Here is a 19,015-nt window from a genome sequence, read left to right as displayed (position 1 = left end):
TAAGCAGGTCGAGGATCGACCCGCTTATACATGTTGGAAAGCATACGGTAATTAGTACGAAGAGTTATTTCCGTATTGCTGCCCCATGCTCGTACTGCTGATACTTTGGATATACGGTTGTGTGTTTTGCTGTTGGTAGCTTTGATATCCTGCTTGTCCTTGCGGCCCTTGTTGCCCTTGTTGTTGATATCCTTGTTGCGTACTTTGTTGAAAGGCATAGCTTGGTTGGTAGGAGTAGGATTGCGCAGAAGGATTAGATGAGTCACTACGCAAATAAACATCGTGACCTGGCTGGTTTCCGCGGTAATTAGCCGTATGGTAAGCATTAGGCGAAACATATGTTTGCGCAGTTGGCTGTTGATTCATTTGTGAGGAGCTCGTGTAGTGGCTCGTAATCGATGGCTGGCTGTAGGAATAGGTAGCCGGTTGAGTTTGATTAGAAGTAATGGTATTGCTTTGGTTATTCATCCCGTTGTAGGTAGAATATGCGCTTTGGAAGCTTGATGGTTGGTAATGCGATGACACGGAAGAATCGCTGCGCGAATAATTGTCATTGCCCGTCTGGTTCCCCCGGTAATTCGCCATATGAAAAGACTCCGTAGCAGCATAGCCTTGATTATAGCCCTGATTCTGATTGCTGCCTTGATTATAGCCTTGACTAAAGCTTTGATTAGTGCTGCTTGATACCGGTTGCGTGTAAAAGGACTGGACATAACCTACAGGTTGATACTGCTTTTGGTAACCTTGATATTGGGAGGTGTTGCTCTGATAACCTTGCGACGCTTGGTTATTGTGGGACGCTTGCATACCTTGGGAAGAGTTTCCGAACGATGAGGTACCGTTGTTGTTGAAGTTGTTGTACATGTGTGTAAATCCTCCTACATACTTCTATTTTTTGGGCACCTTTTGGGAGCCTCTTTTATTCTCTCCGCTACTCCGTTTTTTATTTATTTTATTTTAATATCCATGCAAAGTGGTTCAAATGAGAAAACATACTTTCTATACATGTAAGTTGACTAATAGGAAATAAATATGCCATAATTTCTTAGTACCCCATACACTTTACAAGGAGGAATACGGACTTGGCCTATGATATTATTATTATTGGAGCAGGACCTGCTGGAGCAAGTGCAGCCTTATTCTCAGCCAAAGCTGGCAAATCAACGCTCGTTATCGACAATGATCAAAGCGTGACAAAACGTGCGTGGATTGAAAATCATTATGGTGTAGATGGCATTACCGGTCCTGATTTAGTAGAAATCGGGAAAAAACAAGCCGCTAAATTCGGTGCTGAATTCGTGCAAGGCAAAGCTACGCAGTTGAATCAGGCTGGCGACGGCTTTCAAGTAACGACAGAAAATGGTACATATGAAGGTAAGTATGTCATTCTTGCCACAGGTTTATCCGTTGACCTCGCAGAAGCTTCCGGCATTCAGACGAAACCAGGTACTGAGCCTCGTATCAAAACGGTTGTCGATGCGGATGCACAAGGTAACACCAGCCTCAAAGGTGTATGGGCAGCAGGCACAATCGCCGGTGTTTCCATGCACACCATTGTCACTTCCGGGGATGGCGCCAAAGTGGCCATTAACGTGATCAGTGAGTTGAATGGCGCACGTTATGTCGATCACGATGTATTAAAAGCTTAGGCTTTATCGTAAATAAAACCGCTTCTCTCTCACCATAAGGGTCTGAGAAAAGCGGTTTTTTGAGTTATCCCTTAGTTGTTCCGCGGATTGAGAATTGCGTCCTCAACTTTAATGCAGCGGTCCATAATGACTTCTAAGCCACCCTCAATTGCGATGCGGGCTGCTTCTTCATTCACGATTTCAAGCTGAAGCCAGAACACTTTGGCTTTGATTTTGACAGCTTCCTCCGCAACGGGGACGACTTGATCTGCCCGGCGGAAAACATTGACGATATCAACTGGCTCCGAAATGTCGGATAACGAAGCATAACACTTTTCACCCAAAATTTCCGTTGCATTCGGATTTACGGGAATAATCCGGTATCCTCTGCTCTGCATGGCTGCAGCTACCATATAAGATGTGCGATCAGGCTTGTCGGATAGACCTACGACGGCAATATTGCCTGCATTCGCAAGAATTTCCTTAATGTGCTCTCTGGACGGATTTTCAAAAGTCATGCGTAGTACCTCCTATTTTTTCAAGTAAGTGAGGCCTTGCTTCCCCATAGCGGTCCAACTTTCAATAAACTGAGCTTTGTTTACTTGCAGCTGTTTTTTACCGCTTAGCGGGTCATTCAAGTATACATTATTCTCATCGAATCCGACCAATAATACAGCGTGCTCCGCATAAGTTGTTTGAATCGGGCCAAGCGGCGTGTCCCATGTCACCCATTTGTATGGCAAATTATAATCAATTGTCGTCCATGTAATGACCGGATAACCATTTGCCACTTGCTGTTCAAATAGCTCAAAGGACTCACCCGTAATATCGATCGCTTCGGGAATGTAGGACTTTAGCTGTGGAAAAAGACCGGCATGGTAAATGCCGAAGCCCCTTTGCTTTCGTGTAACATCACCTACAAAGCCTATGTTCGGATTTCCCCAATAAGCAGGTGAACCATCCGCATTTAGCTTGATAGGTGTATTATCTTTGGGCATTTCGGCCGCAAGTTCCATCTTACCTTTGGTAATTCCATAATAATGCAGAAGCATCGTTAAACTCGTTATTTCACAACCTGCAGGCAGTTCAGGCAGTTGAGAAAAAACAGGCGCATCAATCATTGCTGATTTTTTTGTCTGGATTGTCGGTTGTGGCGAAGAAACCTCCGCTGCTTGAACTGGCTCGCCCGGCTTAACTGTGGCCACTACAGGATTGGCCGCAAATAATGCCGGCTCTTTCCCGGTAGCTTTGGCATATAGCAGTACAGCAAAAACACTGCTGGCAAACACAAGTCCTGCAACGAGGAAAAATCCAAACGTCACCTTTAACCCCTGCCAAATAATCCTCATGCTGACTCACCCGATCCTTGTTTTTGGAATGAAGTTACTCCTTCACAAGTTCAACCTGAGCACCGATAGAACGCAAATGATCAAAATATTGCGGATACGATTTGGCCACGTGATGAGCATCACGAATAGTCAAACCCTTCTCGGAACGAAGACCAACGACAGTTAAAGCCATAATGACGCGATGATCGAAGTGAGCGTTGATCTCGACACCGCCAGTAACTCCTTCCGGCTTGCCGTGGACGATAATTTCACTTTGACGTTCTTCCACATCAGCGCCTGCTTTGCGCAGCTCGTTCAAGTAATCGGTGATTCGGTCGCACTCTTTGTAACGCAAGTTTTCAACATTGTAGAAACGAGATGTACCTTCTGCAAAAACAGCAGCCGCAACCATAGCTAGAACAGCATCTGTAAAGTGATCTCCATCAAACTCCCCAGCGATCAGCTTTTGGTTGCCGCGAACATGTACAACTCCGTTGTCATGCGTTAAATTAACACCCATTGCACGTAAAACATCGACACAAGCTTTCTCGCCTTGCTTGCTGTTTTCTTCCAAACGAAGAACTCGTAGGTCCGAGTTCGTCACTGCCGCTGCTGCCAGAATGGCCGCAGAACCTGGATAATCGCCTTGAATTACATACTCTTTGGCTTGGTACGATTGTCTGCCCGGAATCCGGTAGTGCATCAAATCTTCGCTCGCATGAACGACAATGCCTGCTTGCTCAAGCACTTCGAGCGTTTGGCCCACAATAATTTTGGATTTCAAATCATGAAGCACTTCAATCTCGCTATCTTCTTCAAGCAGAGGTGTCATGAATAAGAGAGAGCTAAGGAACTGCGAGCTAACGTTTCCGGAAACCGTAAGTTTACCGCCGCGGGGTTTGCCCCCTTTAATTGTTATCGGCAAACGTCCGTTAGAATGTTGTACTTCCACGCCCATTTGCTGCAAAGTTTCGATTAAATCGTCATGAGGACGCTTACCCAGGGATTCAGGATACGTGTTAACGAACGTCACGTCCGGGCAAAATGCTGCTGTAGACATTAAGAACCGCAGAACAGCACCGGCATTTCCTACGTTTAACTCAGACACATGTTTAGGGTTCTTACCGAAACCTGTAATGACAATCTTCTCATCATCTTCTTCAATGACAGCGCCTAAATCTTGTACACAACGCCTCATCGCATCACTGTCTTCACTATGTGCTGGGTAATAGATCGTGCTTGTCCCATTCGCTAGTGCTCCGATTAGCAAATAACGAGTTGTGTAGTTTTTGGAGGAAAGCGCGTTAATTTCTCCTTGTAGATTTGCAGTAGGTTTCACAATGGCCTTCATGTGGTTAATATCTCCTTCGCATGTGTTTATATGTAATATCCGATGAATGTTAATAGAATTCCACCGGTATAACTGTAGTGAAAGCTCTCATAAAACCGTTGCCAATCAATAGTTTACAATTGTCAACCCCATGGCATATTATCAGAATTCCCAGTAAAAAACAGCCCAAAAGATTTATTGTCAGTGTACCATACGGAATAGAACTTGGGAACCTTCTCCACATGTATGTGGTGCTGCACGAGGTTTGACATCTTGCCTTAATGTTTCTATCATTACTTGTGATGGGGCTTTTACCCCACATTTTAAAACAAGGAGGTCCTACGATGGATACGATTTTACCATCCGCCGTCAGAGATAGATTAAACCGTGGCGAAAAGTTGGCAATCATCGACGTTCGAGAAGACGAAGAAGTGGCTGAAGGCATGATTGCAGGTGCCATCCATATTCCGCTAGGCCAATTGCCGGAGCGACTAAGCGAGATCCCGCAGGCGGACGAAGTGATTCTTGTTTGCCGCAGCGGCAATCGCAGCGGGCGAGCGCTTGGCTTTTTGGAAGCGCAAGGCTATAAAGGCCTTAAAAACATGACAGGCGGTATGTTGGAGTGGGAGGACTAAGCTTAAAGCTTGTCCCTCTTCTCTTAAAGATTCGCTTGCTGAATAATCAAATCAACGATTTGATCTGTCGTTAGTTCCGTCGTGTCGATCACGGTATGTGCGAAATCATAAGCAAACTTTCTCTGCTCAAGCAGTGTATGAACACGTTCTTCCAAGTTCCCCTGCAATAGCGGACGATTTATATCCGCGCTCACGCGATGAATAATTGTCTCTGGTGAAGCTTTCAGCGCCACGACAAAGCCATTACGAAGCATACACGCTCTATTCTCCTCTGCTAACACAGCGCCCCCGCCTGTTGCCACAATTTGCCCTCTTTGAGCTAATAAACTTTCTAGAGTCTTGCTCTCTAATGAGCGAAAATGCGCTTCCCCATATTGACGAAACAAATCTGCAATACTCGTCTGGAGCTCGTCTTCAAGTACAGCATCCGAGTCTTGAAATTTCCATCCCAGACGCTCAGCGAGCTTCTTCCCGACGGTTGATTTGCCTGTCCCCATGAAACCTACAAGTACAAGATTGCTTGTTGTCACGTTAATCCCCTTTTCTCATATGCTGTTCATACAAACTTTCCCAACATCATACCATAGCCGCATAGTCATGAATACAATCCATTTGAAAAACATATAGTAGTGTGAATAAATTCCAACACAAACAGTTAAGATTTTAAGAGAAACCTAATGCCGACAAGGAGAGATGAAGTTTTGAACCCAATTGTTGCCTATTCCAACCACACGCAAGGCAAACTGGAGCAAATCTTACACCCGAGCTATGTTTTGTGCAAAGAGGATGTTGTTTGGATTTTGGAGTTTATTAAGAAAAAAGTGGCTGAAGAAGACCCGCGTATGCAAGGTCTTGCTCAACCACGATTGTTAAAAAATTTCCGTTATTTTGCCGAAGTCTCCTTGATGCTCATTCACAGACGGAACGGCTTCGATCAAGAAGCCGATCGTTTGAAAATGTGGCTGCGCGAAGCGGCTTACGGTTTACAGGGAGAGGCATAGCGCCCCTGCCCTCTTAGTTTTCCATCCAGTTGAAGTGGAAGGAACCTTCTTTGTCCACACGTTGGAACGTGTGAGCGCCGAAGTAGTCACGCTGCGCTTGCAGCAGGTTAGCCGGCAGTCTTTCTGTACGGTAGCTGTCGTAGTAAGCAAGTGCCGATGCGAAAGAAGGAACCGCGATACCGCGAGTTACAGCTTCTGCAACAACTTGTCTCCACGATTGTTGATAGTTCTCAACCACATCTGTGAAGTAAGAATCAAGCAGCAGGTTCTTCAGTTCCGGATTGCGATCGTACGCATCCTTGATATTTTGAAGGAATCTAGCGCGAATAATGCAGCCGCCGCGGAAAATCATCGCGATGTTGCCGTATTTCAGATCCCATTTGTATTCATCGGAAGCCGCTCTCATTTGAGCAAAGCCTTGCGCATAAGAGCAAATTTTACTTGCATACAGCGCTTGACGCACAGCTTCAATAAATGCTTTACGGTCACCTGTGAAGGCTGGAGCATCAGGTCCTTTGAGCACTTTGCTAGCCGCTACGCGTTCTTCCTTCATCGCAGAGATGAAACGGGAGAATACGGATTCCGTAATGATGGAAAGCGGTACGCCAAGGTCCAGAGCACTCTGACTGGTCCATTTTCCTGTTCCTTTTTGACCAGCGGAATCGAGGATAACGTCAACCATTGGTTTGCCGGTTTCAGGGTCGTATTTCGTGAAGATATCACGTGTAATTTCGATCAGGTAGCTGTCAAGCTCGCCGTTGTTCCACTCTGTGAAGATCTCATGAAGTTCTTCTGTGCTTACATTCAGAACATCTTTCAAGAGTTGGTAAGCTTCGCAGATCAACTGCATGTCGCCATACTCGATCCCGTTGTGCACCATTTTTACATAGTGACCGGCACCGTCTGGTCCGATATACGTACAGCAAGCGTCTTCGCCAACTTTAGCAGAGATGGCTGTAAGAATAGGCTCAACCAATTTATACGCGGATTCTTGACCGCCTGGCATAATCGATGGGCCTTTAAGCGCGCCTTCTTCGCCGCCGGAAACACCAGTACCAACAAAACGAATACCATGTGCTTCAAGTTCTTTGTTACGGCGTTGCGTATCTGGGAAGAACGCGTTGCCTCCGTCGATCAGGATATCACCTTTTTCAAGGTGCGGCAGCAATTGGTTGATCGTATCGTCAGTTGGACCGCCTGCTTTGACCATGATCAAAATTTTGCGCGGAACTTCCAAAGATTGCACGAATTCTTCTACAGTGTATGTACCAACTAGTTGTTTGCCAGCTGCTTCTTCAAGAAGCTCTTTTGTTTTTTCGGCAGAACGGTTAAATACGGATACAGTGAAACCTCTGCTCTCGATGTTTAACGCTAAGTTTTTCCCCATTACCGCTAATCCAACTACACCAATTTGTTGTTTAGACACGTCTCTCATACACCCTTCCGATATATAAATATTTAAATCGTCATCGCGCCAAAACCGCCATCCACTCTTAAAACAGAGCCTGTAACAAAGCTCGAAGCTTGTTCAGAAGCAAGGAACACAGCAGCACCCTGTAGCTCAGATGCCTCACCGAATCGGTTCATTGGCGTATGACGCATAATGGACTCGATACGCTCAGGCGACAAAATCTTACGATTCTGCTCAGCTGGGAAAAAACCAGGAATGATCGCATTCACACGCACACGGCTCGGAGCGAATTCACGTGCCATGTTCTGCGTGATATTATTAACAGCTGCTTTAGAAGCGGAGTAAGTGAATACACGTGATAGAGGCGGATCAGACGATACAGACGAAATATTGATAATGCTTCCGCCTTCGCCACGATCAATCATATATTTCCCAAACACCTGGCAAGCTAGCACGACGCTTTTCAAATTTACCTCCATAATAGAATCCCATTCTTCCATGGAAATGTCAAAGAAAGGCGTAGCACTATTTTTCCCTGGACAGTTCATTAAAATGTCTGCACGGCCAGACCAAGCGATTACTTCCTTGAGCACAAGCTCCAAATCTTCACGTTTCGTTGCATCCGCTTGGAAAGTTTGGGCTTCGCCGCCAATCGCTTCGATCTCCTGGCGAACTTGATCGCTTTTCTCTTGGTTGCGTCCAACAATCGCTACTTTCGCGCCATGACCGGCTAATGCAATCGCCATGGAACCTCCAAGTGTACTGTTACCGCCGATAATTACTGCTGTTTTCCCTGTAAGATCGAATAAATTCATTTGTCTTCATCCCCTCTAGCATTTTGCTTGCTTAAGCTATTTATGATTGAGGGCTCCGAAGGTGCTGTCCTTGAAAGGCGGTTATCGCGTCGAATTGATCTTTTAACTGATGATATACGCTTGTATAAATAGATGTCAATTGTTGATATACGCGATAATTGCTTTCATTCACCTCATGAGCCGTTCCAACCTGAATCCAATTGTGTGCATGAGCCAAATCATCAATCTCGCCCATCGCCAGTAAACCAAGCAGCGCTGCCCCGATACCAGAGCTTTCGATGGAATCCGGCACCGTAACGGACGTACCCAACATGTCCGTCATCATCTGACGCCAAAATTCGGATCTGGCGAAACCGCCTGAAGCTCGAATGACTGCCGCTGGCCCCATAATCCGCTCAAGCGACGTTGCGACAGCTTGAATGGAAAACATGACGCCTTCCAGAGCCGCGCGAATCATATGCTTCTTCTCATGGCTTAGAGAAAGCCCGAAATATACTCCGCGAGCATTCGCATTCCAGTACGGAGCGCGTTCTCCTGAAAGCAGCGGCAGGAACAACAGCCCGTCAGAGCCCGCTTTCACTTGAGAGGCCAACTCCGTCAAATAATCATACGGATCGATCCCTTGCCGGCGAGCCTCCTCGGCCTCCGCGGTAGCGATCTGATCTCGTACCCAGCGGAAAACAATACCGCCATTGTTGATAGGTCCGCCAACGACCCAGAACTTCTCTGTTAGCGCATAGCAGAACAGTTTGCCTTCCGGGTCCGTTTGCGGCTTGGTCACTACGCTGCGCACCGCGCCGCTGGTTCCTATGGTGACAGCGACAACGCCCGGCTCAAAAGCGCCAACACCTAGGTTGGCCAACACGCCGTCGGAAGCTCCGACAATAAACGGCGTATCCTGGGACAATCCCATCGCAGAAGCATATTCAGCACTAAGGCCCTCTACACGATACGTTGTAGGAACTAGCTCGGAGAGCTGGTCTGGCGTAACGCCAGCTTGTCCCAGGGCTTCTACGTCCCAATCCAAGTTCTCTAGATTGAATAAGCCTGTTGCGCTGGCAAGAGAATGATCAATCACATAACGGCCAAAAAGTTTCGCAAAGACATATTCTTTGATACCAATGAACTTGTATGTCTCTTTCATGAGCCCAGGTTCATTATCTCGGAACCACATCAGCTTGAGCAGTGGAGACATCGGATGGATCGGTGTGCCTGTTCGCGAATAAATCTGCTGCCCCAACCCGCTGCGCTTCAATTCAGCCGCATACATCGCGCTGCGATTGTCCGCCCATGTGATGCAAGCGGTCAGCGGCTTCGTGTTTTGATCAACCGCAATCAGACTATGCATAGCTGAACTGAAGGAGACGCAAAGCACTTGCTCAGGCTTGACGCCCACCTTCCGAACAACTTCGCCGATCCCTTGCACGACAGCATCAAAAATTTGGTCTGGATCTTGCTCAGCGCGATCAGCCGTCGGCGTGAAAAGGGGATATTCAATGGAGTGTGACCCCAGAACTTTCCCTTCGCGTGAAATAACGAGCGTTTTCGTACTTGTCGTACCAATATCAGCCGCTATGATATAGGGCTTGAGGGTACTTAATTGGTCAGTCATTTGCTAATATTCCCCTCTGTGTTGAATGAAAGATCATAAGGCTCAGTTAAAATCTCAATATCGGGATGAACGCGCGCTGCGTCGAGCAAATTCACGGAGATTTCAATTTCGCCAAGGTGAAGCGTATCTTGAATCCGAACGAGCTTACACTTCGTGTAGTCCAGGATGTTGCAAGTTTTTACAGCCGCTTTGATCGCATAGAAATCATTCTCCAGTGTTGTTGCGATCTTCGTTGGGGCACATACCGTGGATGTCAGTCCGTTAGCATACGTGAACTCCAGGTTTGTTTTATCCACTAAGCGTTGAGTCGTAAAATCAGCCGTTCCTACTCCGTTGGCATTGCCTTTCGTTTCTGGCGTCAAATCCAAAACAACCATTTTGGCAACGTCCGGGCCACCGTGGGCATAAGGCGTCGGGTAACGGCCGGTTACGTTCGGATCCATGCCGTCGCCGCTAATATTTTTACCGATATAATCAATGACCAACACGTCAATCTCATCGAACAAAATCTTAGGAAGCCGCGCCTTCGCTTCAATCAACAGCTGCTCTTCGCGCTCTTCAATCTCGGCTGCAGGAAGCACTTCTACACGACAAGTCTCATCATAGGCATTCTCGACGAGGGCTACACCGAACACGATGGGCAGCTTCTGGATCATCAGGTTCGCCATGGCCGGCACATTCTCCGCCATATACTTAAAGCCAAGCTGATGGCAAGCTTCAGCGCCTTTTTGCTTCCCTAGCCCGATCGCGATCATCTTCATGATGCCGCTCTCAATGCGTCCGCGGAACGCCGTATGCGGCTTCACGCGATTAATGACAACGATAGCATCCGCTTCTGAAGCAATGCGATCCACATAAACCGGTAGACCGTTGGGAAGCTCGTCAATTTTCACAACTTCCATAGAGGAACGAATCGGAGCGCCCATTGTCGCTTCCGTGATCCCAAAGTGAAGGAGCACTTCCGTTTGTCCTTCTGCCGTTGCGCCGCCATGGCTGCCCATGCAAGGCACGATGAACGGGAACGCACCTTTGGCTTTAATGGCATCAATTGTCGTTTTGGTAAATCCAGCGATGTTTGCAATCCCTCTGCTTCCTACGGCGACAGCAACTTGCTGACCTGGAAGAATGGTCTCCATAACACCGCTGCTTGCAAGCTTATCCGCAAGCTCCTGCTCTGGATTTTCCAGAATCGTACGATCGAACTTCTGACGAATCTTAACCACTTGCGGGATCGGAATATCATTTAACAGCTCTCTTAATATGCTCATCGATTATTCCCTCTTTCTTTATGTTGACAGCTTCTTTACGGACTCCCGCACGACGAGCTCTGTCTTCAAAAGCACCTGCTCCGTTTCGTGCTGCTTATTTTCAATATTCCCAAGGAGCCGTACAGCGCCTTCTTTACTAATTTGTTCAATCGGTCTGCGAACGGTTGTTAAGGCGGGCGTTACATATGCTGCAAACACCGTATCATCGAATCCAACAACGGAAATGTCCGTCGGCACCTGCATGCCGGCTTCCGATATCGCTTTCATTGCACCAAGCGCCATCTCATCATTGCAGCTAAATACGGCGGTAGGCCGCTCTTCCAAGGCAAGAAATTGCTGCATAGCCTTATGACCGCTTTCGAGATCATACAAGCCGGGAATTCTGTAAATCGGCGGTACGCTAATGCCATAATGCTTCATGGCTCGTTCGAAGCCGTCCTTCCGATTTTGGGCGGATTTAAACCCTTTGCGACCCTCAATCAACGCAATGCGCTTGTGGCCTTGCTCAACCAAGTAGGAGCAGGCCAGGAAAGCGCCCTGCTCTTCGTCAGACAGAATATTCAACACTCCGGCTGTAGAGACTGGCCGATTGAGAACGACGAGCGGGATGCCTTTACTTGCGATATGTTCAATAATGGCCTGATCGTCATCGCTTTGGGAAACTATGATAATTCCGTCAAAGCTCTTGCGGGTAATGGATTGAAAGCTCGAATAGTCATCAATCCCCTTGACAATCAGTTGGTATCGGTCCTGAATGACCGAGTTGACGCCGCGGATGGCTTCATAGAAGAAACCTGCTGAAGTTCCTTTACTCAGTGTGGTAAAGAACAGCCCCAAATTATACGATCGATCGAGAACTAAGCTCTTAGCACTGTAATTGGGCGTATAATCCAGTTGCTCGGCTATGAGGCGAATACGTTCTTTCGTTTCCTCTTGAATAAGCGGACTGTTATTAAGCGCCCTGGAAACCGTCGTATGGGACACACCCGCAAGCTTGGCAATATCCTTAATCGTTACGCTCATTCCTTCACCTCTATCAGAAGCATATCACATTCATGCACACGTTAACAATAGTCTTTTCAATAAAAAAGCTCCCTTTCTTGGGAGCGGTTTACCCCTAGTTTAAGCAAAAATCCAAGTATATACGCTTCTTCTTTTTCCAGAAACCCTAAGAAACACAAAAGAGAGTCCGTATGTATAAATACAGGCTCTCTTTTTATTCAAATCCACTATTCATTCTCACATCTCCAATAAAAGCATTTCTTGACGCATTTCAAGCAATTTGGTTTTACTCTCCATAATCGCTTTGGCATCCCCGGATGCGATCGCATCATGCAAGGTGGCCAGTTCATAATCGAGCTCCATGCGCAAAATAGGGATTCGCTCATCAGTACGCTTGGATCGCAGCGCTTGCATGACTTCTTCTACTGTCACGGCTGGCTCCTTCTGATACAGCACTTTATGTTCGATGCCGCTAATTTCAACCATGCGAATAATTTCCCCGAACATAATATTCTCAATGAGAATTTGCCGATCCTTAAATCTTTTGACTACGGCATGACCGCGTGTGTCTCCAATCAATTTTTCCATCATTTCCGCGAGCTTCTCGTCTTTGAACGAATAATTACCCACGATTTTATACTTTTCACCAATTCGTTCAAACTTCAGCTTAATCAGCTTGCGTCCTGTCCGAATGGAAATGATGAACTGCAGCTCACTTTCGTTCCAATACAGAGAATAACCTTCTTGAATGAGTGCTTTAATGAAGTTCCGGATTAGCCGGCGATCAAATCGTAACTCTAGGTTGCAGTACTCCACTTCATGACTCTTACTCACGGCAATCCCCTCCATAATTGGTGCGTTTGATTTTATTTAAATATTCAGACAACTTATCTTCTTATCCTTATCTTATTATGAATTCTATGTTTTAGCAACTTGGATTATTGACATTTTTTTAAGGAAAAACGTACAAAAAAAGCCGATGCCTGTATGATAGCGGCGCCAGCCTAACAAAAAATGGAAGGCTGGTTTTGCTATGCAAAGGTACTCGATTTAATGCCATCCCCAGAAAAATCCGTCGCGCTCCCAGGCAGCTCTGCCGCCATGAAGTTTCTTAAATATTTTTTTGACTTCTTTGGAAATCGCTTGATTGCCATTTTCGTTGACATAAATAAAGGATTCTCCATAATGGCGAATAATATAGTCAACGGCTTCTTTCTGATGCAAAATCCCTGCGGATTTCAACTGCTCGAGCATCCATTCTGCAACCTCGTTCGCCGTAACGGCCATTCCCTTTCTCCCCTTCATTGCATTCGTTATGTCGAATTGAACCTTGTCCAATAAGATAAATCCATCGTTCCATTGTAACACATTTTCTTTACATTTATCGATTAATAGGTACAGGAGCACAATCATTCCCATACAAATCCATTCGCCCATTCCTTCCTAGGGAGATCACCATATGCTATCCCTGTAAGACAAACGAACAGAATTAATAAACGAAAGGGTGATTTTGAATGGGTTATGCAGGTGTAGGTGGTTACAATTCTGCCGCAGCAATTTTGGTGCTTTTTATTTTGTTAGTTATTATTTCTAGTGCATTCGTTATCTAATCCACTTCAAATACAAAAGGGCTGACTGGCATTTGGCCAGCAGCCCTTTATATATATTCCCGCTAGCGAGCGGATTAACCTAGATTAACCTACCTCTGCATCCTCGGGTCTCAAAATCACCGTGCCGACACCAAGCAGAATCAGAGCAAATAAGGCCAGCACCCCCATGTGCATCCACATCTGGGACAAAGTTTGCCCCGCAGCCATAAGTTGGATGGCTTCAATCACCCATTTCTGGGGAACGAAATCGGCAATTTTCTGCATCCAATCCGGCATTAGCGAAACGGGCCAAAAACAGCCGCCTAACATGCAAGTGGGCGTAACGATCAAAGAGTTGATCATGCCCATATTAGAGGCATTTTTCACCAAGCCTGCAACTGCGCTGGCAATGCCCATACTTGCTAATAAGAAAAATTCCAACATGACAAATTGCGAGTAGAACGGCAGTCCATAATCATATAGGGCCACATAACGTGTTATGATCAAGATCACAAGCACCTGCAAGGTTCCTACAAAAAAGCTGCCGATAAAATTGCCTAGCATAATTTCTACGGAGCGAACCGGAGCCGTGAAGGTTCTTGCCATGGTCCGCATTCTCCGGTCCTCCATAATGACGGAAATCGTGTTATTGATAACCCCCATCATGAACATCAGCATAAAGCCAATGACAAGATGCATATTCGGATTTACATACAAGTTCAGATCCGTGACACTCGCCTTAACTTGGTGCTTTTCTAGCTGGATCAATGTCTTTTCCACGGCGTCCTGAAGCGATTTCTCCTGAAGTCCTTGCTTGAGCAGGGCATCAACAGTTCCTTGATAGCCAGTAAGGATGCTATCCAGGGTTATTTTCAAAGTAACCGTCGCTTCACTTACACTTAATTGATACATATCTACTTGCGGTGCGGAGCCCTTTAACAACGTTTCACTGAATCCTTCCGGGATGACGAACGCGCCACCGACAATTTGCTTCGTCACAACCTCCTTCAAGGCCGCATCAGAAACTTGTTCCTTCAGCTTGTAGTCCGGCAGCCCACTCAATTCTTGCACCAAGTGGGCGCCGAGCGGCCCGTGATCCATATTGATATAAGCGATATCAACCCGATGCTCCTGCTGCTGTCCCATCACACCAATGATTAAGGAAACAACACCCGCAGGAATGAGCAGATACATCAGAAAACCTCTTTTTTGTAAAAGCGTGCGACGAAGCATATTATAGGCGATAAACAAACTATTCATGGTATCCCGCCTTTCGGTAAACAATGAAAGAAACAAACAGTAATCCACCGCTAATGCAGCCCAAGACCAGTAAATGATGAGCTAAAACAGAGGTTTCACTGCCTAACATAATGCGATACATGCTTTGCATCGCCCAGTAATTCAGAGTGAAATTACCAATTTGCCGCAGAAATCCATCCGGTAGAGGTGTAAAGCCTCCGCTTAGAAAAGACATCGTCAGTACAACCATCTGGAAAATCGTTGAGATTCCTTTGGACGATTTCACAATGAGAGTTGTTAATACGGCGAGACTCATAGACGCCACGACAACGAAAAAGCAGATTAGCGCCAACACCCCATACGATTTTCCCCAATCAACATGATAAAACATAACGGTTGTTCCGACGATGACCGCCGCCTGACATATCGCAATAAAGGCATTTCCGAGCACCTTGCCAAGTAAAATCGCAGATTCATGAATCGGCATTGCATTAAGGCGGGAAAGTGTATGTTTATCCTTCTCGCCTTGCAGTGTCATTGCTGTAGACAGGCCGGAGTATAACAAAAACATGACCAGCATAGATGCCGCATAATATTGCATGGCAGAATACTGGGAATTATTCGCTGCAAGATTCCCTAACTTGACATGGCTAGCTGCCGGGGCAGCAACATGCTCAGACGATCCCTGACTCTGCATGGCAGCTGCTGCTTCAGAACCAGTCGCTATCACGATTGCCTGTCTTTGGTTGACGTTATCCAAGAAGGAACGAAGCACCATTTCGGCTGTCAAATTCTGCTCGTAATCGTTACCGAAAATCATTTCCCATTCGGCTTCCTTCCCCGCCATTACAAGAGCACTGAAATCAGCAGGGATGATCAGCGCAAATTCAGAGGCGCCTGATTTAAGTCTTTTGACAGCTTGGTCGCGTGTCTGAACAGTTGAGGTTTGAATCAAATTCCCGAGGTCGGGCGAGTGCAGAAAGCCTTCGATACTCGATTTCAAGGCACCCGTATCTCCCTGCACAACGTCCACTTTCACTGGCTTGATGGTCCGGTCCTCCACTTTGAAAGCTCCTGAAAGCGCTGACCCTAATATGAAGATGAGCAAGAGCGGCATTACAAACTGAATGGCCATGACATAACGCATGCGAAACATTCGCAAAACTTCATATTTTGCAATAATCCATAGCGACATCGTGCTCTCCCCCTAATCCCGTAAAGTTCTGCCGGTCAACGACAGGAATAATGCCTCAAGATCCGGTTCTACCTGCACGAGCGATTGAATTTTGACGTTATGTTTGGATAAAATGAACAAAATGTCTTGCAAATAGGCTTGCGACGAACCGACCAGCAGTTCCAGCGCTTGCTCCTGGGCGTTAACCTGCTTGATTTTGGGATGATCCCGCAGCTCCTTAACCGCATCCTCTGATAAATGTGCTACCTGCAGCACAATCTTGTTATCCTGCGCGACTTTGCCACGAAGCTCCTCTTGTGTGCCGCATGCAATCAGATGTCCGTGATCCATAATGCCGACCCGCGTCGAAATTGCAGCTACTTCTTCCATGTAATGCGATGTGTAAATGATCGTAGAGCCCATACGGTTCAAGGTTTTGACCGACTCCAGAATGTGATTCCGCGATTGGGGATCGATGCCGACGGTCGGCTCATCCATAATAATCAGTTTAGGATGATGCATAATGGCGCAAGCAATATTCAATCTCCTCTTCATTCCCCCTGAAAAAGCGTTCGGCTTATCGTTAGCCCGATCCGATAATCCGACGAATTCAAGAGCTTCTTTCACACGGCTCTGTAAGAGAGGGCCTCTTAAGCCGTAAAGTCTGGCGAAAAACGTAACATTTTCCCTAGCGCTTAAAGTTTCGAAAATGGCAAGTTCCTGCGGAACAAGACCGATAAGTCGTTTAACCTCCAACGGATCCTTGGCAACGGACAGACCGTCTACAAGCATTTCTCCCCCATCTATTTTGAGCAAGCCGCTTAGCATTTTGATCGTCGTGCTTTTTCCGGCTCCATTCGGGCCCAGCAAACCGAAAATTTCACCTTCTTGGATGGATAAATTCAAATGATCAACGGATATTTGATTGCTGTATTTTTTCACAGCATTTTTAATTTGAATAAAACTCATAGGATCCTCTCCCTTTTCTCGACGGCTTGAATTACACTTATTGTACCTCATGGAAATTACATCTACAGGTAGATTAAGTCATTTAACAAGGTGACAAAAGTCATAAGCACGCTATAAAACATGTAGACTCACTTGTCAATTATGCTATAATTTTCCTACACGCTTACAAAGGAAGGGAATCGTTTGTTACCTTTATTGCTTATTACCCGCTACACGCTCATTCTCATTCCAGCGATTGCCTCCATGTATCTCGAAAGCTACGCGTCTAACGGTACGTATGTGTTCTTTATTCTTCTATTCTTCTGGGTCGCTGAGCTGCGAAGAACGATTTTCAAGAGAGCTGTCTGGATGCTTCTGATCGAAATCGCATTCAGCGGATGGCTAAGCTATACGTTTGACGGCTTATTATTCATGATCTTTTACTCCACATTGCTCACTTATCTGCATGCCTTTCATCGTCATCTCCGATTTTCTTTCTTAGGTATTCAATTGATCGCCTTAAATCTGAGTTTACAAGGCCAATCGAGCAATTATTATGTGCTGGCCAATTTCCTCTTTTTTATCCTGGTGCTCCTATTGCTGCATATGAACCGGGTGGAACAAAACAAAGTGGATATCGAACTGCTCTATGATCAGCTGCGGCGGCAGCATTATGAGCTGGATGAGGCACGCATGCAGTTATTGGACTATGCCAGACAGGTTGAAAATATAGCCCAGCTGGATGAACGGAACCGGATTTCCCGGGATATTCACGATGATTTGGGACATCAATTAATTCGTCTCAAAATGATGATGGAAGCCGGCCTGCGGATTTTGCCAACTCAAATGGACAAAGGCATGGAGATGTTAACTTCCGTCAGGGACCAATTGACTGAAAGTATGGAGCTGCTTCGATCAACGGTGCGCAAGCTGAAACCGGATGACGATTCCATGCAGTCGTTCACGCTTAATCGGCTTATTGAAGGATTGACCAAGGACAAAAGTATTGCGATTGAAGTTGATATTCAGGGAATGCCTTATGTCCTGTATCCAAGTCTCGCCTTCATTCTATACCGCAATGCCCAAGAAGCCATCACGAATGCAATTCGCCACGGCGGAGCAACATCCGTTCAAATTCAATTAATCTATGAAACCAAGCAAATCACAATGAGCGTTTCGAATAACGGTCGACTCCCTGCCGCTCAAACCGTGAAAGGTCTTGGAATGACAGGCATGGAAGAGCGCAGCAAGCTCATAGGCGGTCAGCTTTTTGTAGCCATGGACTCCGCTTTTACCGTGACAACGGTCTTGCCCACTTTTCGTTAAACGCACTAATGCAAATGAAGAAAGAAAGGATTGAAACAACGATGATACATGTTCTTATTACTGACGATGATCCGTTTATTCGAGAAAGCTTGCAATTGATTATTGGACTTGACCAAGACATTACGGTTGTCGGTACGTGCAATCATGGCGATGAAGCTTTGGCTTTTATTCAGAGCGGTGTTCAGGTCGATGTAGTCCTTATGGACATTAGAATGCCCATCTGCGATGGCGTGGAAGGCACGTTGAAAATTAAACAAGCATATCCCGCGATTTCCATTCTGATTCTAACAACATTTGACGACGATGAATTTATCGTTCAGGCGCTACGCAATGGGGCTAGCGGTTATTTGCTTAAGAATATTTCTCCGGACCGTATCATTCAAGGAATCAAAACGGTTGAGCAAGGCAATTTGCTTATTCATCCTGACATTGCCAAGAAATTAGCTACCTTCATCAGCCCAGCTCCCGCACCAAGCGCACCTCTGCCTGCCATGCTCCGAGAATACGGGTTAACTGCCAGTGAACAAGCCGTGGTTGAGAAAATATCGGAAGGCTTATCGAACAAAGAAATCGCCCAGGAGCTGTTCCTGAGCGAAGGTACGGTCAAAAATTATATAACTGAAATTCTCAGCAAGCTGAATCTCCGCGATCGCACGCAAATTGCCATCTTCTATTTAAAAAAACAATCCGGAGTCATCAGTTAGTGTAG

Annotated in this window: 22 protein-coding genes; 6 read left to right on the top strand and 16 right to left on the bottom strand. The window is 46.1% G+C overall.

The features are described from left to right. Nucleotides 1-51: 51 nt before the first annotated feature. Nucleotides 52-864: a hypothetical protein gene (locus ACUN27_RS14285; RefSeq protein ID WP_326062166.1), complete on the bottom strand. Its 813-nt coding sequence runs from the start codon at nt 862-864 to the stop codon at nt 52-54. Nucleotides 865-1,082: 218 nt separating this feature from the next. On the opposite strand from ACUN27_RS14285, the gene ACUN27_RS14280 reads away from it, so the two are divergent. Continuing rightward, nucleotides 1,083-1,649 carry an FAD-dependent oxidoreductase gene (locus ACUN27_RS14280; protein WP_315951302.1) on the top strand — a complete coding sequence of 189 codons (567 nt, stop codon included), beginning with the start codon at nt 1,083-1,085 and terminating at the stop codon, nt 1,647-1,649. A gap of 71 nt (nt 1,650-1,720) precedes the next feature. On the opposite strand, the gene ACUN27_RS14275 is transcribed toward ACUN27_RS14280, so the two are convergent. The 4 genes from ACUN27_RS14275 to ACUN27_RS14260 are packed head-to-tail and all read right to left on the bottom strand — an operon-like array spanning nt 1,721 to nt 4,530. Continuing rightward, nucleotides 1,721-2,146: a CoA-binding protein gene (locus ACUN27_RS14275; RefSeq protein ID WP_326062165.1), complete on the bottom strand. Its 426-nt coding sequence runs from the start codon at nt 2,144-2,146 to the stop codon at nt 1,721-1,723. 12 nt (nt 2,147-2,158) lie between these two features. Next, nucleotides 2,159-2,977 (bottom strand): C39 family peptidase, encoded by an 819-nt coding sequence (locus tag ACUN27_RS14270; protein WP_315951304.1) that lies wholly within the window; start codon nt 2,975-2,977, stop codon nt 2,159-2,161. Nucleotides 2,978-3,011: 34 nt separating this feature from the next. Further along, nucleotides 3,012-4,307 carry a 3-phosphoshikimate 1-carboxyvinyltransferase gene (aroA, locus tag ACUN27_RS14265; RefSeq protein ID WP_326062164.1) on the bottom strand — a complete coding sequence of 432 codons (1,296 nt, stop codon included), beginning with the start codon at nt 4,305-4,307 and terminating at the stop codon, nt 3,012-3,014. Between the two features lie 49 nt (nt 4,308-4,356). Next, nucleotides 4,357-4,530 (bottom strand): FluC/FEX family fluoride channel, encoded by a 174-nt coding sequence (locus ACUN27_RS14260; RefSeq protein ID WP_326062163.1) that lies wholly within the window; start codon nt 4,528-4,530, stop codon nt 4,357-4,359. A 100-nt stretch (nt 4,531-4,630) separates the two neighbouring features. On the opposite strand from ACUN27_RS14260, the gene ACUN27_RS14255 reads away from it, so the two are divergent. Beyond that, entirely contained in the window at nt 4,631-4,921 is a 291-nt protein-coding gene (locus tag ACUN27_RS14255) for a rhodanese-like domain-containing protein (protein ID WP_315951306.1), read from the top strand. Between the two features lie 23 nt (nt 4,922-4,944). Here the strand turns inward: ACUN27_RS14255 and ACUN27_RS14250 are convergent, their stop codons facing one another. Further along, a complete protein-coding gene (locus ACUN27_RS14250) occupies nt 4,945-5,451 on the bottom strand; it encodes a shikimate kinase (protein WP_326062162.1) in 507 nt (168 codons plus the stop codon). Nucleotides 5,452-5,622: 171 nt separating this feature from the next. Here ACUN27_RS14250 and ACUN27_RS14245 point away from each other — a divergent pair, with 171 nt between their 5' ends. After that, nucleotides 5,623-5,922: a hypothetical protein gene (locus ACUN27_RS14245; protein WP_157321432.1), complete on the top strand. Its 300-nt coding sequence runs from the start codon at nt 5,623-5,625 to the stop codon at nt 5,920-5,922. A 13-nt stretch (nt 5,923-5,935) separates the two neighbouring features. On the opposite strand, the gene gndA is transcribed toward ACUN27_RS14245, so the two are convergent. From gndA to ACUN27_RS14210, 7 genes are all read right to left on the bottom strand, one after another. After that, the gene (gndA, locus tag ACUN27_RS14240; protein WP_315951308.1) at nt 5,936-7,348 is read right to left on the bottom strand and encodes an NADP-dependent phosphogluconate dehydrogenase; all 1,413 of its coding nucleotides are present in this window, start codon (nt 7,346-7,348) and stop codon (nt 5,936-5,938) included. A 32-nt stretch (nt 7,349-7,380) separates the two neighbouring features. After that, nucleotides 7,381-8,148: an SDR family oxidoreductase gene (locus tag ACUN27_RS14235; protein WP_127452123.1), complete on the bottom strand. Its 768-nt coding sequence runs from the start codon at nt 8,146-8,148 to the stop codon at nt 7,381-7,383. Between the two features lie 40 nt (nt 8,149-8,188). Then, the gene (gene gntK / locus ACUN27_RS14230) at nt 8,189-9,760 is read right to left on the bottom strand and encodes a gluconokinase (protein WP_326062161.1); all 1,572 of its coding nucleotides are present in this window, start codon (nt 9,758-9,760) and stop codon (nt 8,189-8,191) included. Beyond that, a complete protein-coding gene (locus ACUN27_RS14225) occupies nt 9,757-11,028 on the bottom strand; it encodes a lactate racemase domain-containing protein (protein WP_326062160.1) in 1,272 nt (423 codons plus the stop codon). The genes gntK and ACUN27_RS14225 overlap by 4 nt, the downstream gene beginning before the upstream one ends. Before the next feature lie 18 nt (nt 11,029-11,046). After that, nucleotides 11,047-12,051 carry a LacI family DNA-binding transcriptional regulator gene (locus tag ACUN27_RS14220; RefSeq protein WP_315951312.1) on the bottom strand — a complete coding sequence of 335 codons (1,005 nt, stop codon included), beginning with the start codon at nt 12,049-12,051 and terminating at the stop codon, nt 11,047-11,049. Between the two features lie 216 nt (nt 12,052-12,267). Further along, the gene (locus ACUN27_RS14215; RefSeq protein WP_127452115.1) at nt 12,268-12,864 is read right to left on the bottom strand and encodes a hypothetical protein; all 597 of its coding nucleotides are present in this window, start codon (nt 12,862-12,864) and stop codon (nt 12,268-12,270) included. A 216-nt stretch (nt 12,865-13,080) separates the two neighbouring features. After that, a complete protein-coding gene (locus ACUN27_RS14210) occupies nt 13,081-13,317 on the bottom strand; it encodes a DUF6953 family protein (protein WP_127452406.1) in 237 nt (78 codons plus the stop codon). 227 nt (nt 13,318-13,544) lie between these two features. Here ACUN27_RS14210 and ACUN27_RS14205 point away from each other — a divergent pair, with 227 nt between their 5' ends. Then, nucleotides 13,545-13,640 carry a YjcZ family sporulation protein gene (locus ACUN27_RS14205; protein WP_315951313.1) on the top strand — a complete coding sequence of 32 codons (96 nt, stop codon included), beginning with the start codon at nt 13,545-13,547 and terminating at the stop codon, nt 13,638-13,640. Nucleotides 13,641-13,724: 84 nt separating this feature from the next. Here the strand turns inward: ACUN27_RS14205 and ACUN27_RS14200 are convergent, their stop codons facing one another. From ACUN27_RS14200 to ACUN27_RS14190, 3 genes are read right to left on the bottom strand one after another with little or no spacing between them, the layout of a single operon-like run. Further along, nucleotides 13,725-14,879 (bottom strand): ABC transporter permease, encoded by a 1,155-nt coding sequence (locus ACUN27_RS14200; RefSeq protein ID WP_445559066.1) that lies wholly within the window; start codon nt 14,877-14,879, stop codon nt 13,725-13,727. Continuing rightward, entirely contained in the window at nt 14,872-16,053 is a 1,182-nt protein-coding gene (locus ACUN27_RS14195; RefSeq protein WP_326062158.1) for an ABC transporter permease, read from the bottom strand. Before ACUN27_RS14195 ends, ACUN27_RS14200 begins: the two co-directional genes overlap by 8 nt. 12 nt (nt 16,054-16,065) lie before the next feature. Next, nucleotides 16,066-17,001 (bottom strand): ABC transporter ATP-binding protein, encoded by a 936-nt coding sequence (locus ACUN27_RS14190; RefSeq protein ID WP_315951316.1) that lies wholly within the window; start codon nt 16,999-17,001, stop codon nt 16,066-16,068. Between the two features lie 183 nt (nt 17,002-17,184). Between ACUN27_RS14190 and ACUN27_RS14185 the strand changes: the two genes are divergently transcribed. Then, complete coding sequence (locus ACUN27_RS14185) at nt 17,185-18,306, top strand: sensor histidine kinase (RefSeq protein WP_315951317.1); 1,122 nt, start codon at nt 17,185-17,187, stop codon at nt 18,304-18,306. Nucleotides 18,307-18,347: 41 nt separating this feature from the next. Further along, complete coding sequence (locus ACUN27_RS14180; protein WP_315951318.1) at nt 18,348-19,010, top strand: response regulator transcription factor; 663 nt, start codon at nt 18,348-18,350, stop codon at nt 19,008-19,010. The last annotated feature ends 5 nt before the right edge of the window (nt 19,011-19,015 follow it).

The organism is Paenibacillus sp. WC2504, from assembly GCF_052682475.1.
Note: the sequence above shows the minus strand (reverse complement) of the source record. Positions and strands in the feature narration are given on the sequence as shown.

What these genes read in the sequence shown, in the direction of transcription:
- ACUN27_RS14235 (WP_127452123.1), bottom strand. Translation starts at nt 8,148, where the DNA reads ATGAATTTATTCGATCTTACAGGGAAAACAGCAGTAATTATCGGCGGT.
- ACUN27_RS14200 (WP_445559066.1), bottom strand. Translation starts at nt 14,879, where the DNA reads ATGAATAGTTTGTTTATCGCCTATAATATGCTTCGTCGCACGCTTTTA.
- ACUN27_RS14180 (WP_315951318.1), top strand. Translation starts at nt 18,348, where the DNA reads ATGATACATGTTCTTATTACTGACGATGATCCGTTTATTCGAGAAAGC.
- ACUN27_RS14255 (WP_315951306.1), top strand. Translation starts at nt 4,631, where the DNA reads ATGGATACGATTTTACCATCCGCCGTCAGAGATAGATTAAACCGTGGC.
- gntK (WP_326062161.1), bottom strand. Translation starts at nt 9,760, where the DNA reads ATGACTGACCAATTAAGTACCCTCAAGCCCTATATCATAGCGGCTGAT.
- aroA (WP_326062164.1), bottom strand. Translation starts at nt 4,307, where the DNA reads ATGAAGGCCATTGTGAAACCTACTGCAAATCTACAAGGAGAAATTAAC.
- ACUN27_RS14260 (WP_326062163.1), bottom strand. Translation starts at nt 4,530, where the DNA reads ATGTGGAGAAGGTTCCCAAGTTCTATTCCGTATGGTACACTGACAATA.
- ACUN27_RS14210 (WP_127452406.1), bottom strand. Translation starts at nt 13,317, where the DNA reads ATGGCCGTTACGGCGAACGAGGTTGCAGAATGGATGCTCGAGCAGTTG.
- ACUN27_RS14225 (WP_326062160.1), bottom strand. Translation starts at nt 11,028, where the DNA reads ATGAGCATATTAAGAGAGCTGTTAAATGATATTCCGATCCCGCAAGTG.
- ACUN27_RS14190 (WP_315951316.1), bottom strand. Translation starts at nt 17,001, where the DNA reads ATGAGTTTTATTCAAATTAAAAATGCTGTGAAAAAATACAGCAATCAA.
- ACUN27_RS14275 (WP_326062165.1), bottom strand. Translation starts at nt 2,146, where the DNA reads ATGACTTTTGAAAATCCGTCCAGAGAGCACATTAAGGAAATTCTTGCG.
- ACUN27_RS14285 (WP_326062166.1), bottom strand. Translation starts at nt 864, where the DNA reads ATGTACAACAACTTCAACAACAACGGTACCTCATCGTTCGGAAACTCT.
- ACUN27_RS14220 (WP_315951312.1), bottom strand. Translation starts at nt 12,051, where the DNA reads ATGAGCGTAACGATTAAGGATATTGCCAAGCTTGCGGGTGTGTCCCAT.
- ACUN27_RS14205 (WP_315951313.1), top strand. Translation starts at nt 13,545, where the DNA reads ATGGGTTATGCAGGTGTAGGTGGTTACAATTCTGCCGCAGCAATTTTG.
- ACUN27_RS14195 (WP_326062158.1), bottom strand. Translation starts at nt 16,053, where the DNA reads ATGTCGCTATGGATTATTGCAAAATATGAAGTTTTGCGAATGTTTCGC.
- ACUN27_RS14270 (WP_315951304.1), bottom strand. Translation starts at nt 2,977, where the DNA reads ATGAGGATTATTTGGCAGGGGTTAAAGGTGACGTTTGGATTTTTCCTC.